This is a genomic window from Coleofasciculus sp. B1-GNL1-01 (assembly GCF_040220235.1).
GTDB lineage: Bacteria > Cyanobacteriota > Cyanobacteriia > Cyanobacteriales > Coleofasciculaceae > Coleofasciculus.
This window is the reverse complement of record NZ_JAVJTO010000004.1, coordinates 64,119-78,924: the sequence shown is the minus strand read 5'-3', so window position 1 is coordinate 78,924 and position 14,806 is coordinate 64,119. Positions and strand designations below refer to the sequence as shown.

The following is a 14,806-nucleotide window of genomic DNA, read 5'->3' as shown; positions in this document are numbered from 1 at the left end:
ATACAGGGCTTGCTGTTAGGCTAACCTTGAACCCCAGACTCCGCACGTTAAATTGTAGTATGCCAAGTCGTATCCAAATTCTGGGTAGCTCGGTGAACGTTTTACCTATATAGCACTACGGGATACGGAAAGGACATCAGTTAGTCCAAGAGGAAACAGGGAACAGTACAGAATGTCCACGCCCTGTCTTAGTACTACTATATTTCAGTGTTTGTGTTCGCCAAGCTACCCGATCGCCGTAATCATTACACATTAAATCGTGAATGGCAAAATAAGGGGAGCCTTCTTTGGTTGGACTAGGGTGTGGATTGGGATGTCTTAGCGGCTTGAATCTCCTGTGCTACGGCGGCTAACACCGCATCATGAATCGCCCCGTTACTGGCAATAATCCCCTGATTGTTGAACAGCTTCGTCCCACAGGCAAAGTCTAAGGGTTTACCATACATATCGGTGACTCGTCCCCCGGCTTCTTCCAAGACCACAACACCCGCCGCATGATCCCAAATATTTTGCCGTTTTGAGGACTCCAGGGGAAACGGTAAACGGATGTAGAGATCGGCTTCCCCTCGTGCAATAATGCCGTATTTGACCATGGAATCAATCTGGAGGGAGGGGGTTGTAAAACCTAGGGATTGAGTGATAGCGGCTTCCAATTCGGGGTTCCCATGAGACGATTCTACGCTTTTGACTAATCGCAGCGACTCAATGCGATCGCATTCATTGACACGGATCGTCTGAGGTTGACCTCCGGCGAGGGGGATGAGGGTTGTCCCTTGTCCTTTGACACCGACAAACAGAACGCCGCGATCGCCATCCGGTTGCTGGGGATGAATCGGAATCGCCGGACATCCTAACACCCCCAGTTTGACCTCACCGTCTTCAATTAACGCTAAGGCGATCGCGTAATTGTCACCCCGCACATAACCTTTTGTCCCATCAATCGGATCAAGTGTCCAATAGCGATCTGCCACTTGACCCGTACCCCGATCAATCCAGGTGATAATTGTTTCCGGTGTCGCTTCAGCAATCTGAGACTTAACATAATGCGTCACCCCTGTCAACTGCTGCGTCATCGCCGGTTGTCGCAACAAGCTAGAGTTTTCCTCACCCACGATGGAATCACCGGGAAACGCCTCGGCTAATACCCGACAAATAACCGCTTGTGTACCAAAATCAGCCACCGTCACCGGAGAGCGATCGGGTTTGGTTAGGGTTAAGGAACCTTCTTCCTGACGCACTTGTTCACACAATTGAGCCGCAGCCGTTACAGCTTGGATAGCAACTTGTTTTTCTCGTTGGTAGGACATGGTTTATGCTGAGATCCTATCTTGACCCCGTTAGTATAGAGGTTGTTCGCTCTCAATAGGTTAAGGAGAATGTCGCTGACCTTAAGAAGAATGTCACTGACTTAAGCGTTTGTAGTGAGCGCTTTAGCGCTTGAGGCACGCTTCGTGCCGACTACGAACTCATATTATTTCAGTGCTATTCACCTTAAGAAGCCTGCCAATAACTTTCTTATCTTGGAGCTAAAGCAAGAATCGAGCTTACTAAGTAAGCCTTTGAACCCGTTTTAACGGGTTTAAGCTTTTAGCCCCAACTTTAGTTGAGGGCTTTAGTTGAGGGCTTAAATTGTCTCTGATTGTTCCATTCCCTGAGCCTCTTGACTAGAACTATCAGAATCAGCATCGGTATTAGCCGCGATCGCCAAAGTATTCTGGGATTTTTTTTCGTTCAAAGGATTGGAGAAAAAATCTCCCGTCTGAGGTGGTAACGTGGGGTCAAGTACAATTTCCGCCAAACTTTTCACCACACCCGTCACCGGAATCGCCAGAATGACGCCCAAGATTCCGCCAATTTTAGCCCCCAATAACAAAGACGTTAGAATAATCACGGGCGATAAACCCGTTAAGTTGCCCATAATTCGGGGAGCAATTAAATTATCTTTGATCTGCTGCAAGGCGACAGATACTCCCAAGACTTCCAAAGCTAGCCACCAATCAATAAAGGCGACAACAATGACTACAGTAGCAATTCCCAGAGTGGCACCAACAAAGGGAATAATCTCCATAAAGCCGATAAAAACAGCAAACAGCAGAAAAAACGGCACTTGTAATAAACGGAAGCCCAAGGTTAATGTTGTTGCCATAAATAACCCCAGTAAGAGTTGACCAGATACAAACCGCTGAAGATTGCGTCGCAGTGCTTGAGTTAATCCATAACGAATTTTGGCAGAGACAATACTGGTAATACCGCGCCATAGTCGTTCACCATCAATGAGCATGTAAAACGACAGAACGAGGACTAAAATTAAGTCGATAAACCAGCTAAATGTCCCCACAACTAAGCCCAAACCTGTGGACGCGATCGCTTCGGCTTGAGCTTGAATACGTGCCAACATTTGAGACCCTAAAATTCGCACATCAAAGGGCAAATTATGTTCCAAACTCCACGCTTGAAAGTCCACCAATTGCTGTTGACCTTGTTCGAGTAATTCGGGAAACCGAGTTACTAATTGCCGTCCTTGATTAAATACGGGTGGTGCTAGCGTGAGGGCAATGAAGACAACAAAAACCGCCGCGACTAAATAAACCAAAATCGCCGCCACTGTTCGAGGTAAGAAGGGTCGCAGTACCCGAACGGCATAGTTGAGCAAAAATGCAATCAGAGATGCCGTGAGCAAAATACTAATGATTTCGCCTACATAACTCAGCGCACTCAGCGTCGCCCAACCTGTTACTAACACCAGCAACCATGTGATTAGAACTTTTTGAATGGGTGAAAATATAGAATTCATCGCAGTTTTCTGGTTAGCAAAACCTGGCGTCCACTTTAAAGGGTTTAACTTCAGACGATAGAATTGCAAACGGGTACGCATTTGTGGGTGTCATGACCCCGATACCTTAGTTCCAGTGGTTAGGAACTTAGGCGGGTCAACAAGACTTTCAGTTTCCCGCCAGCCGCGTTCTCTCCCTAAGGTGAGTGTGGGATAGTTGACTATCATCACGTCGCCATTGAGTCAAATAAGACCCCAAACTTAGGGTAGCAGGTTAGCGATCAACTTTCAGGTCTAACTGGAGTTCATAACTTTCCGGGTGCTTTATGAGAGATTTTCTCACCTCATGAGATTGTCAACGACTCTAGGTTGAGAGATAATTAAGTGGCGAAATGTGGGAAAGATTTGCTCCATTTATAACTTAAGCGGGTCATGCTTAAGAGGGATGATTTTAGGAGTAGATTGTGATGGAAGTTTTCAAGCAAAATTGTTTGGCGGCATAGAACCAAGTTCAATGATCTCGGAAATCGGGGTTATTTGCTCCAAGGTATAATTTATTTGTTACCCTAATCAATAGATGAAGTTGGATAGAGCGCCTTAGCTGTAGCGCCTAGTACCCCTAGGCGGAAGTCAGGAGTCATATCTAGACGCAATATCTGGCATCTGTCAAATTTCTGTTGTCATGCCGAGGTACAACGGATTTTAAGGGTTGGTAAATTTACGCCATGCTGTGCTAAGGAACAAAAGAGTGCCATTGATACTGAATCGGGTTAAATCTCTAATGAGTTGAGGACTGAATTAAGTCTATGCTATAAATAGAGTCTTTGAAATCTTATTGGGTGGAGTAGATCGAGTAGAATGAAACAAGTGGGAACTCATCTGGTCGTTGACGCATGGGAAGCGCCTGAAGACCTTCTCAATGATCCTGAGGGAATTCGCCGCGCCTTAATTGATGCGATTTCTGTTGGAGAAGGAACTCTAATTGATTTATGTGTACACCAGTTTAGTCCCCACGGAGTCACGGCGACAGCGACATTGGCGGAGTCTCATATTGCCATCCATACTTGGCCCGAACATGGTTATTTTGCCGCTGATTTATTTTTTTGCGGCTGCGGTAAGCCAAAGGAAGCGATGAAACTGCTACAAACAGCGCTCCAAGCTAAGCGGGTGCGAATGAGAGAAATTGTACGCGGTTTTGAGAATATGCCGGAAATTCAGGAGCGAATTGAAGAGTCAGTCTATCAGATGGTGAGTTGATATCCTCCCCCACTAGCCCTAATTAGGGGCTGCTGAATCAGTGTTGTGGTAAGGGGGAGCTGGGGGAGCAATGTAGAGACGTAGCATGCTACGTCTGGGAGCTGGGGAAGCAAGGGTACATTTTTCCTGAGCAAGGTGATGCCATACTTATGAAGGATGCTACGCCATTTCCTAGAAGAAAACCCTCTGTAAATAAAGCTCAAAGTATTGATGGGCTTTGCGGTTTTGAGTTTGTGCAGCAAGCCCTAATTAGGTATAGTAGGGGATTACGAGGTTAAGTAAAGTCACCTGGGAGAAAAAACCATGTTCGAGACAATTATTGTGTTTGTCTTAGGTTTGACTCCCCCAGTGCTTTCGATATGGGTGATGCGTAGAGCCAAGGAGCAAGCGCAAATCCGGTTAAGAAACTCGATTCAAGCATCAACAACGGCTAGGGTACTGCCAAGAAATCCATTACCGCCTGATCAGTATTATCTGGAAGGGGTTGGTTATTTAATTGGTGATATTACCTGTCGATTTAATGCTCGTTCGGCTTATATCCGCTGTGCGGTTAATCCGTCAGGTCCTTGTGATAACTGTTGCGACTACCAACCCAGGGAATCTTAAGGTAACATACACAACCTGTGGATTGGTAGGGGCGAGTTTAGGGATTAACCTTCCTTATTTCCTGTAACTGAACGACAAAACCCGCTCTGATCCCCAGATAAATTGGATTCAAGGTTTCTCTCGAAAATAAGCGGTAGCTGATTGAGTGATGTCTTGAATTTCACTTAAATCAGGACTCTGAATTTGACTATCCATTCCTAGCCAGAGCAGATATTCAATATTACCCGCAGGACCCGTAATAGGTGACCAAGTTAAGCCTTGATAGACCCAACCTAAATTCTGGGCGGCTGGTAAAATTTGGGCGATCGCGCCAGCCTGATCCTTAGGATCGCGCACTACGCCCTTTTTGCCAACCCGTTCTCGTCCCACTTCAAACTGTGGCTTCACCAGTAACACCACCTCACGCGGTGCTTGTAGCAGGTTCCACAAGGCTTCTAGGATTTTTGTCAGGGAAATAAACGACACATCGACAACCCCTAAATCTGGATAAATCTCCTCCTTATCCTCCTCGTCTATTCCGAGGGGTTCTCCATATAAATCAGCAGGTTGCAAATAGCGTAAATTTGTGCGTTCCTTCAAAATCACCCGGTCATCATTTCGCAATGTCCAAGCCACTTGTCCATATCCTACATCAACACCGTAAACCCGTTTTGCCCCCTTTTGTAGTAAGCAGTCGGTAAAGCCTCCCGTGGAAATACCGCCATCTAAGCAAATACGTCCGGCTACCGCTATACCAAACTCGTCTAAGGCTTTGACTAACTTTTCCCCACCTCTAGAAACATAAGGGGATTTTTGATTAATTTTAATCTCGGCGGTTGTGTCTATTTCAGTTCCCGGTTTATCAACAAGCTGCTGATTCACCCGCACTTCTCCCGCCCGAATCAGCCGTTGTGCCTGTTGTCGGGATTCGCATAAGTTAAGGTCTACTAATAAGGTATCTAGTCGTTGTTTCAAGCGTCTAATCAATCAATAGATAAATTTACCCTATTATCATAAGTAGTCGGACAAAAGTAAAGTTAACCTGAAGTTCCCCCCGTCCTTGAATGAGTTGATCTCTGGCATATTAAGTTTAGGCAAAACCTGAACGCGAACCCCTGGAATGAAATATCTTCTTGACACAAATGTCTGCTTCATTCTATTTCGACTTGCGTTTTGATTTGGGTGGCGTTCGATGTGCGCCAAAATACTTTTCACTGCGGTAGCGCAGCCACACCCGCAATACTTGGGGAATCTGCTCTTTTTGTTCTTTAGTCAGCGTGTTGTAAAGGGCTAAAGCCCGTTCTCGCTCTCCCCGACAAGCCGCGTTATTATGAGCATCCCAGTAGCTACGGGCAACCCGAATCCGCCGACAGACTTCTTTTATCAGTGCTTCTCCGGTGAGGGGATTTTTCTGCTTTGCCATACTTCGATAAGAACCCACTACCCTAAATCCTAACCCGTTGTTATCCCGCCAGGGGTTCAAACCCCTGTCTCATAGCCAAAGTCCGTTTCAACGGATTGGCGGAGAGGATTGCAGTCCTCTTTAAAGGACTTAAGCTATTAGCAAGGGACTTGAGTCCCTTGCGGGTACTCCGATTATTCTTTAACCCCAGCCATAAGTTCTTTGATCTGCCAGGTTTTGTCCTGAGAAAGTTCCAGCAAAGACTGATGGTAATTTGTCAACGTCGAGCGATGCCCCACACTTAAAAACGTCGTCCCTTTCGCCTGCAAATGGTGATATAACCGTTCCTCATTCCCCAGATCCAAGGCACTGGTTGCTTCGTCCAGAATAGCGTACTGGGGTTGGTTCAGCAGCAACCGGGCAAAGGTTAACCGTTGTTGTTCACCCAAGGAGAGAACATCTGCCCAATCCTGTTCGGCATCAAACCCGCCAAACCGTTCATCTAAACCCGCTAAGTTCACCTGCTCTAAAACTTGCTGCAAGTGTTGCTCCTCAACTTCAATGTCGGTGTTAGGATAGAGCAATTGATCGCGGAGAGTTCCCAGCACCATGTAAGGACGCTGGGGTAAAAATAGAATCTGGTCGAATTTGGGTCGAATAATTTTACCTTTACCAGAATCCCATAACCCCGCGATCGCTCTTAGCAGTGAACTTTTGCCACAACCACTGGGTCCCATGACTAAAAGTCCTTCTCCAGTCGGTAACTCTATTGACAAATCTTCTACCAACGTCCGTTGATAATTAGGCGTTTGCAGGCTCAAGTGTTCAACTGCCAGCCGCTCTGCCTCAACCCTCTGAATCTGTGGCTTCTGCTCATCCGATACCTGGGTTGCTTCTGTCTGTTCTAAAAATTCGGCAAAGGTATAGAGACGGTTAATTCCAGCACCAAAGGTGGTTAATTGCTGGAAACGGGCAACTACAACATTAAGGGAAAAGAAGACGCGGATAAAGGCTCCCTGCGCCTCAGACACTTTACCCACCTCCATTTCTCCAGCAAAAATCGCCGGGGCGACAACTAGGGCAGGTAGGATAAAGGGGATGAATTCATAGGCATTGGTGAGAATATTCAAATTCAACTCCCAAACCAGCAGCCGTTTGACATTCTCAAACACATCAAAAAACCGCTGTTTAACCTGATTCGACTCCTGCTCCTCCCCCTGATAAAACGCGATCGCTTCGGCATTTTCCCGAATTCGCACCAAGCTAAACCGGAGATTCGCTTCCCGCTTGAGTTGTTCAAAGTTGAGTCGCACCAGGGGCTTACCAAATACAAACGTCGTCACCAGGGTTCCGATTAGCGCATACAGCACCAGAAAAAACACCAACGGTTTAGAAATGCCCCAGAGTACACTGCTGAACGCAATCACCGACAGCACCGACTCCACCAACACTAGCAAAAAGGTGAGAGACTCTTGGGTAAAACTCCTGACATCTTCGGCAATTCGCTGATCTGGGTTATCAATCTCGGTTTTACCGATGTGCAGATTGTAATAGGCGCGATCGCGAAAATAGTTATCCACGAATCGATGGGTAAGCCATTTGCGCCATTGTAGGCTGAGGCGATCGCGTAAATAGGTATAGCCCGCCAATAGAGGTGCATAAATCACCAGCACGCCGATGAAAATGATCACCGTTTGCCAGAAGCGAGCTTCATCCTGGGCGGAAAGGGCTGAGATTAATACCCCTCGCTTGTTATTGAGTAGGACACTCAATCCCGTATAGGCTAGCAGAAACAGCACCACACTCAGGAGTAACCCTCTGGCAAGCCATTTCTCATCCCCTAACCAGTAGGATTTGGCGATCGTCCAGAATTGCTGGAGTACCTTGAAATTCAATCGATCCATCGGCTTGTTTGGGTGACAACTCGGTTTACTGGAAGACAATCACTAACGGCAAACTTGGGTACAATCTGCTCAACTATGGGTGTGACTTATCTCTAGGCAATTGTTAAATTATGCTACAAATTTCTAATACTGTGAGTATTCCAGAGGATGAGATTGAGATGAGTGCGATGCGCTCTCAAGGGGCAGGGGGGCAAAATGTAAATAAAGTGGCGAGTGCTATTCACCTGCGCTTTGATATCCAGGCTTCCTCGCTACCCGATCGCTACAAGGAGCGGCTGTTGAAACGTTCTGATCAGCGTATTAGCAAAGACGGGGTGATTATCATCAAAGCCCAAAAACACCGCAGCCAACAGCAGAATCGGGAAGAAGCGCGGCGGCGATTGCGAGAGTTGATTAAGAGTGCGATCGCACTTCCCAAACGCCGTAAACCAAGCAAGCCCACTCGAAGTTCTCAACGGAAACGTCTGGACAGCAAAAGTAGGCGATCGCATATCAAAGCGATGCGACGAAAGGTAACGGATGAATGAAACCTTGCTCTTTAACTATCCTGCCCGACTGTTTAGACGGACATGATATAACTTGGATTAATCGGCGATCGCTTCACCTGTACCAAAACCCGTAAGCTGGCGCACTTCAGGTTCATGGAAAGCCAAAACGATATCTTGTTTCGGTACTCCCATAGCGACTAATCGGTTGGCAAAAATCAACATGCAGAATACAGCCAAAATCACGTTTATTCCCACGCCAACCAACATAAAGCAGTTGATAGTGATCCTGCTGTGTATCAATATGATCCCACCGCGCTTGATATCACAACAATCCCCGATAATGAACAAACACTAAAATAGCTGCCCAGGAACCCAAGGCGACTTTTACGGCGACAAGGATATTGAGCAGGGGGATAATCCCGCCACTGAGCAGTTTGCCTAACTCTCCGTGGGGTAACTCATATCCAGCTAGCGTGATCACCGCCAGGACAATGAAAACCAGCACCGAAACCTTCTCCCATCTAGAGGCGTGCCAACGCTTATAGATTTCCTGCATCCACTCCGTTGATGAAGTAATCGCCACCAAACCGATCGCGGTTCCCCCAGCTACCCCAGCGGCAAACCCACCACCAGGGCTAAGATGTCCCCGAATCGCTAATTCGATACCCACCAACGCGGAAATGGTTGCTCCCAGACGCGCCAAAATCATCGAGGGTTGATCGGTAAACTGATAGACAGTGCAGAACGGCTTTTCATCCGCCAGCAGAAACCGCACACCCATAATTGCGATCGTAAATACCACCACTTCAAAGATGGTGTCATACAACCGATTCCGGAAAATGATACCCGAAACCACATTGGACACGCCACTGTCTTCTACAACGGCTTCGACGATAGAGATATCTGATAAATCCGGTGCCAAATTTGACATATTGGGCGTGATTAGGAATATAACGTACAGCGCTATCCCGGCTGCAATGTAAACCCATTTCATTAGTGTTTCTCCCCTGAATCTGGTGTATTGATATAGGTTAAATGTGTCGCAGGTGACGACAGTTCGGTTTGCATGATGTCATAGAGGCGTTGAACCCGAGTCGCGGTGTGATAAGATGGCGTCTCAGACTCAGGTACTGTCGGGTCTTGAGGCTCAAGTTTTGCTTGATGCGATCGCGTACAGGTAGCATGAATTTCTTTCTCCATCAGCGCCCGTTGTAATGCCTGCTGATCTGTGTACGGGACTAACTCGACACGCATATAATGTTTGCTAAAAATGCGGCGTAAATCATCCATCAGTTCCCCAAAATGCCGCTCAACTTCTTCCGTAGTCGGCACTTTATCGCCACCGTCTTCAAGTACACCCAGACGCATCGTTAAAGATGAACGCACCGCCACGGCATATAGCGTAATCGCCAGCATCGTACCCACCAAAGCTTCAGTCAACGCCACATCCGCCGCGCCCAACACTGCATAAACTAATGCCGCCACCGCTCCCAAAATGCCCCGAATCACCAAAGCATGGTAAGGATTCACCTGAAAGATCAACATACAAGAAGCTAAGGGCAGCAGCGCAATAATCACATAGATATCACTTTCATTCATAGTCAACCTCCTTCCCACTACTTGAACAGTACGCCAACACATACCCCAGCACTGTATTCCAAATCGCCAAGGAGATGATGGCGAGAATCAGTAGGGGCCACTCACTGGGTATTTTTAGCAACAATCCGACGATAATACTCATTGAGCCAAGAGTATCTGCCACCGAAAGAGTATGCAGTTTAAATAATACCGATCGGTGACCAATCAACGGAAAAGTTCCCCAAAACCAGAAGACAATTCCTAACCCGATACAGATATAACTAAGCACGTTGATCATAATAGGACTCTTCTGCTAAATCACTCATGCGTTTCAGGATATGTGCCAACAACATTAATCCGGCATTTCCCACACTTAGAATAATCACCCCCACAACTCCGATCATCCAGTCATCCCGTAATACAGAAACAACCAGAATCATGATTGAGGTTTTAGTCGCGATACTGGCAAACGCCAACATTTTTTGCCAAATATCATTATCCTGCCATGCCTCATACATGGGGATTAGCAACGCCAACATCATAGTAATTAAAATTAAATTCATGTTCGTTTTCTCCGGCTAATTCGGTGGACTTCATAGGAGCCTTCCTCGTGGTATTTTAAAACAATAGTCTTGGGGGTAAACGTAATTAAAAATATATCCAGAAAAACCAGTCCAGGTGTACGCTGGGGTTTGACCCGTTCCATAATTACATCTTCGTACTTATGAGGGCGGAACATAATTTCAAATGCCTCAAAATATGCCTGGGGAATTGCCACAAGTACCTCACCCAGCACCCGTAACCAATCCTTTAAGGATTCCGGAGTTTTGGGGCGTCCTGGTAATAGAAAGGCGACGGCGATACCAATGATGATATTTGGCACACTCAGACTAGCGGTGAGCAAAAACCAAATGGCTAATCGCAATATCAAATTCAGGTGTCCAATCATATTTTGTCATTGGTCATTGGTCATTGGTCATTTGTAAGAGTTTGAGATTAAACGAATACCATTCCGAACAGCAACAGCAACATTAAACTCATCAGCCCAATCAGATGATCGAATTGCTCAAGCATACGAGGGAGTTTTATGGCAAGTCGTTTGAAAATCAAAAAATATGCCAACCATCCAAGTGCGATAGTGACTAGGGGTTTCACTATATTCTTAACCGTATACGCCTCGTAATACACAACATTTGCTAAAATTAAACCCCCGATTAATAAGATCATGGCTAACCAGAAACCGGGTTTGACATTTCCTTCTCCTTGTGATTTATGAGGCAAAAAGATGAATTTAGCAAAGGATATTGCCGTTCCAAAAGCCGCAATGTTCATGCCAATCACTTGCCAGCGCAAAAGATTTTCCATCGTCAAAACCTTCGCTCCAAAACCCGACAATAGAGGAAAGCCGGAGATAGAGAAACTAGCGATGACTAAAGCAATCCAAATTGGGGTATTAATCGGTTTATGGTGCAGTTCTTTGAGGTTACGGCTGGGTAAGGTTCCCGCGATGAGGAACAGCGCTGATTTAACTAACCCGTGGGTTAGCCCATAAAAACCACCGACTTCGGGTGCTGCTAGGACAAAGCCTAACTGCGAAATCGTGTGAAATGCCAACATTCGCTTGGTATCTTTTTCAAAGACGGCATAACCGACTCCTAGCACGGCTGTGCCTACGCCGAAGATTCTAACAATGGGATCAATCTCTGGTACCATCAAAGCAAAGCGCATCAGGGGAAACACCCCAGCTTTTACCACAACCCCCGATAGCAATGCTGACACCGGAGTCTCGGATTCCGAGTGGGTCAAGGGTAACCACAATCCCGATACAAAAATACCCCCCTTACTCAACAGTCCCATAAAAATCAGGGCAATTGCCTCGATGGGAGCATTGCTCAAACCCTCATAAGCAAAGGAGTAATTCGCCTCATACACCAACACCGCACCCATCAGATAAAACAGCATTGCTACGTTGCTGATCAACAGATAGCGCAACCCCACCCAAATCGAACGATTGGTTCGGGGATAGGCAATTAACAGAAATGCGGCAATACTAATCACCTCTAACGCCACATATAAGCTGACGAAATCGGCACAGACAAAGGCGGCATTGACACAGCCATGTAAAATAATCATCTGTGTAAAAAAGAACGCCGTCTTATTCGTGTGCCAACAGTAAAGGATAACGGCGCTTGTGACCAAGGCATTGGTGAATATAAAAAAAGCGCTCATTTCGTCAGCGATTAGGGTGACGCCGAAACTATCCAATAATGGCAGGGTTAAGGTTGACTGAGCCACAAATAAGTGAGATGCATATCCAGCCGAAGCTAGGGCGACGCCCAGTGCGAGATATCGGTCAAGTTTAGGGAACAGATAAATGCTGAACCCCACAAATAGCGGTAGTGCTATCCAGACAATCGTCAATGTATTCATGGGGTGTTGTGCTTCTCAATCTCGCTGCTTTCTAAGGTGGGATGATCCCGTGCTAGCTTCATCACGCCAACCAGCATCAGCGCTTGAATCGAAAAGCCGATCACAATCGCCGTCAAGATCACCGCTTGAGGAACTGGATCAGAGTAAGCGCCATTTTCGACGTGGGAAATAATCCCATTTTCGACGGAAATAATCGGTGTGAACAAGGCTTCACCTTTGCGTGATGCGATCAGCACGTAGTAGGCAATAACCCCCGTACTCATCACATCCATGGAGATGATCTTCATCACCAGGTTTTTTTTCAGGATGATGCCGAAAAATCCGCACAGGATGGTGGCAAATATGCAGGCTTCTAACACGGGTATGCTGTCCTGGAAAAAGGTGCTAAATCATATATAGCACGTTTTAATAGTGCTAACCAAGACGGACACTATTGGAAAGTGTCAATGCCAATTATAGACTCATGCCACAGCAACGGATTGGTTTGAGCAGGGGGAGCAGGGGGAGCAGGGGGAGCAGGGGGAGCAGGGGAAGCTGGGGAAGCTGGGGGAGCAGGGGAAGCTGGGGAAGCTGGGGAAGCTGGGGAAGCTGGGGAAGCTGGGGGAGAAAAAATTGGGCGGGGTTCATGAATTTATCTCCCTTATGCCAATACCATCTTGAATAAAAGAATCAACGCTAGACTCATCACTCCCATCACCCCAATCAGATGCTCCAATTGCTCAAACATACGGGGTACTTTGAGTACCACTCGCCGAAAAATCAAACCGTATACCAACCCTCCAACGGCGATGATTGCCAGGTTTTTGGTGATATTTGCTAGGGTGTATACTTCTAAATACATTCCACTTGCGGCAATCAGCGCAGTGAGTAGTAGTAGCACTGGAGTCCAGAAACTGGAGCGAACAGGCTTCCCTTTTCCATGGGGCAGAAGGATGAATTTGGCATACACCATCGCGGTTCCCACCGCCCCCAGGTTCATGACAATCCATTGCCAAGGTAGGACGTTTTTCAACGTTAATACCTTCGCGCTAAAGCCGACGAGCAAGGGAAAGCCCGAAATTGATAGGCTAGCCATGACGAGGGCAATCCAGAGTCCGGTATTCATTGGCTGCTCTTTAAGTTCCTTAAAGTTTCGGCTGGGTAAGTTACCCGCGATCAAAAACAGCGTTGATTTCGCCAATCCATGGGCTAGGGCATAAAAACCGCCGACTTCCGGTGCCGCGAGTATCCAGCCTACTTGGGAAATCGTGCTACAGGCTAACGTGCGCTTGGTATCTTTTTCAAAGACGGCATACCCGACTCCCAGCAGTGCAGTTCCCACACCGAAAAGTCTAACAATGGGATCAACCTCTGGCACCATCAACGCAAAGCGCACCAGAGGAAACACGCCCGTTTTCACCACAACCCCCGATAGCAACGCGGATACGGGGGTCTCGGATTCGGAATGGGTTAAGGGTAACCACAATCCCGATATCAAAATGCCCCCCTTACCCAGCAGTCCCAGAATAATCAAGGCAATTGCCTCGATGGGTGCATTACTCAACCCCTCATAAGCAAAGGAATAATTTGCCTGATAAACTAAAACCGCACCCACTAGATAAAAAAGCATGGCTACATTGCCGACAAACAGATAGCGTAAAGCCACCCAAATGGAACGATTGGTTCGGGAATAGGCAATTAACAGAAATGCGGCAATACTAATGACCTCTAACGCCACATATAAACTGATGAAATCGGCACAGACAAAGGTGGCATTGACACTGCCATGTAAAATAATTGCCTGTGTATAAAAAAACGCCGTCTTATTGGTATGCCAACAGTAGAGGATAACGGCAGTTGTGACCAAGGCATTGGTCAATATAAAAAAACCGCTTAATTGATCAGCGACTAGAGTGACGCCGAAATTATTTAATAATTGCAGGGTTAAGGGCGATTTAGCCACAAATAATAACTGCAACGCATATCCAGCCGAAACCAAGGCGACGCCCAGTGCGAGATATCGGTCAAGTTTGGGGAACAGATAAATGCTGAACCCCACAAATAGCGGTAGTGCGATCCAGGCAATTGTCAATGTACTCATGGAGTATTGTATTTCTCAACCTCGCTGCTTTCTAAGGTCGGATGATATCGTGCTAGCGTCTTTTTTAAGATGATGCCGAAAAATTCGCCCAGAATAGTGGCAAATAGGCAGGCGGCTAACACGGCTATGCTTTCCGGTGAAAAGGTGCTAAAACATTTATAGCACCTTTTAATAGTGCTATAAAAGACTGACACTATTGAAAAGTGTCAATATCAACGATAGACTCATACCACACCAACGGGTTGGTTTGAGCAGAGGATCGACATGATAAAACATGCAATAGTCGGCTTAAAGAACCGATTCGTGGCA

Annotated in this window: 17 protein-coding genes and 1 pseudogene; 3 read left to right on the top strand and 15 right to left on the bottom strand. The window is 46.6% G+C overall.

Translation table 11 applies throughout. The annotated features are described in order from the left end of the window. Nucleotides 1–296: 296 nt before the first annotated feature. Entirely contained in the window at nt 297–1,307 is a 1,011-nt protein-coding gene (locus RID53_RS00580) for a 3'(2'),5'-bisphosphate nucleotidase (protein WP_446386271.1), read from the bottom strand. Nucleotides 1,308–1,624: 317 nt separating this feature from the next. Next, entirely contained in the window at nt 1,625–2,794 is a 1,170-nt protein-coding gene (locus RID53_RS00575; protein WP_446386270.1) for an AI-2E family transporter, read from the bottom strand. Nucleotides 2,795–3,631: 837 nt separating this feature from the next. Here RID53_RS00575 and speD point away from each other — a divergent pair. Both speD and RID53_RS00565 read left to right on the top strand, forming a co-directional pair. Then, nucleotides 3,632–4,030, top strand: coding sequence for an adenosylmethionine decarboxylase (gene speD / locus RID53_RS00570; protein ID WP_446386269.1), 399 nt, complete (start codon nt 3,632–3,634; stop codon nt 4,028–4,030). Nucleotides 4,031–4,333: 303 nt separating this feature from the next. Further along, nucleotides 4,334–4,636 carry a DUF6464 family protein gene (locus RID53_RS00565; RefSeq protein ID WP_446386268.1) on the top strand — a complete coding sequence of 101 codons (303 nt, stop codon included), beginning with the start codon at nt 4,334–4,336 and terminating at the stop codon, nt 4,634–4,636. 108 nt (nt 4,637–4,744) lie between these two features. Here the strand turns inward: RID53_RS00565 and RID53_RS00560 are convergent, their stop codons facing one another. The 3 genes from RID53_RS00560 to RID53_RS00550 form a co-directional block, all read right to left on the bottom strand. Beyond that, nucleotides 4,745–5,590: a TlyA family RNA methyltransferase gene (locus tag RID53_RS00560; RefSeq protein ID WP_446386267.1), complete on the bottom strand. Its 846-nt coding sequence runs from the start codon at nt 5,588–5,590 to the stop codon at nt 4,745–4,747. 181 nt (nt 5,591–5,771) lie between these two features. Further along, nucleotides 5,772–6,038, bottom strand: coding sequence for a Precorrin-3B methylase (locus RID53_RS00555; protein ID WP_446351456.1), 267 nt, complete (start codon nt 6,036–6,038; stop codon nt 5,772–5,774). 173 nt (nt 6,039–6,211) lie between these two features. Then, nucleotides 6,212–7,921 (bottom strand): ABC transporter ATP-binding protein/permease, encoded by a 1,710-nt coding sequence (locus RID53_RS00550; RefSeq protein WP_446386266.1) that lies wholly within the window; start codon nt 7,919–7,921, stop codon nt 6,212–6,214. Nucleotides 7,922–8,031: 110 nt separating this feature from the next. On the opposite strand from RID53_RS00550, the gene arfB reads away from it, so the two are divergent. Beyond that, nucleotides 8,032–8,448, top strand: coding sequence for an alternative ribosome rescue aminoacyl-tRNA hydrolase ArfB (gene arfB, locus RID53_RS00545; RefSeq protein WP_446386265.1), 417 nt, complete (start codon nt 8,032–8,034; stop codon nt 8,446–8,448). A 57-nt stretch (nt 8,449–8,505) separates the two neighbouring features. On the opposite strand, the pseudogene RID53_RS00540 reads toward arfB, so the two are convergent. From RID53_RS00540 to RID53_RS00495, 10 genes and pseudogenes are all read right to left on the bottom strand, one after another. Continuing rightward, a pseudogene (locus RID53_RS00540) lies at nt 8,506–8,707 on the bottom strand (element excision factor XisI family protein); the annotation flags it as partial. Between the two features lie 24 nt (nt 8,708–8,731). Further along, entirely contained in the window at nt 8,732–9,403 is a 672-nt protein-coding gene (locus tag RID53_RS00535; RefSeq protein WP_446386264.1) for a Na(+)/H(+) antiporter subunit B, read from the bottom strand. Continuing rightward, nucleotides 9,403–10,008, bottom strand: coding sequence for a DUF4040 domain-containing protein (locus RID53_RS00530; protein WP_446386263.1), 606 nt, complete (start codon nt 10,006–10,008; stop codon nt 9,403–9,405). The genes RID53_RS00535 and RID53_RS00530 overlap by 1 nt, the downstream gene beginning before the upstream one ends. Beyond that, nucleotides 10,001–10,285 carry a monovalent cation/H(+) antiporter subunit G gene (locus RID53_RS00525; protein WP_446386262.1) on the bottom strand — a complete coding sequence of 95 codons (285 nt, stop codon included), beginning with the start codon at nt 10,283–10,285 and terminating at the stop codon, nt 10,001–10,003. The genes RID53_RS00530 and RID53_RS00525 overlap by 8 nt, the downstream gene beginning before the upstream one ends. Next, nucleotides 10,269–10,550, bottom strand: coding sequence for a hypothetical protein (locus RID53_RS00520; protein ID WP_446386261.1), 282 nt, complete (start codon nt 10,548–10,550; stop codon nt 10,269–10,271). The genes RID53_RS00525 and RID53_RS00520 overlap by 17 nt, the downstream gene beginning before the upstream one ends. Beyond that, nucleotides 10,547–10,936 (bottom strand): Na+/H+ antiporter subunit E, encoded by a 390-nt coding sequence (locus tag RID53_RS00515; protein WP_446386260.1) that lies wholly within the window; start codon nt 10,934–10,936, stop codon nt 10,547–10,549. The genes RID53_RS00520 and RID53_RS00515 overlap by 4 nt, the downstream gene beginning before the upstream one ends. A gap of 47 nt (nt 10,937–10,983) precedes the next feature. Further along, nucleotides 10,984–12,417: a cation:proton antiporter gene (locus RID53_RS00510; protein WP_446386259.1), complete on the bottom strand. Its 1,434-nt coding sequence runs from the start codon at nt 12,415–12,417 to the stop codon at nt 10,984–10,986. After that, nucleotides 12,414–12,776: a cation:proton antiporter subunit C gene (locus RID53_RS00505; protein ID WP_446386258.1), complete on the bottom strand. Its 363-nt coding sequence runs from the start codon at nt 12,774–12,776 to the stop codon at nt 12,414–12,416. The genes RID53_RS00510 and RID53_RS00505 overlap by 4 nt, the downstream gene beginning before the upstream one ends. Nucleotides 12,777–12,870: 94 nt before the next feature. Further along, the gene (locus RID53_RS00500; RefSeq protein WP_446386257.1) at nt 12,871–13,044 is read right to left on the bottom strand and encodes a hypothetical protein; all 174 of its coding nucleotides are present in this window, start codon (nt 13,042–13,044) and stop codon (nt 12,871–12,873) included. 13 nt (nt 13,045–13,057) lie between these two features. Then, complete coding sequence (locus RID53_RS00495; RefSeq protein WP_446386256.1) at nt 13,058–14,497, bottom strand: cation:proton antiporter; 1,440 nt, start codon at nt 14,495–14,497, stop codon at nt 13,058–13,060. Nucleotides 14,498–14,806 lie beyond the last annotated feature (309 nt).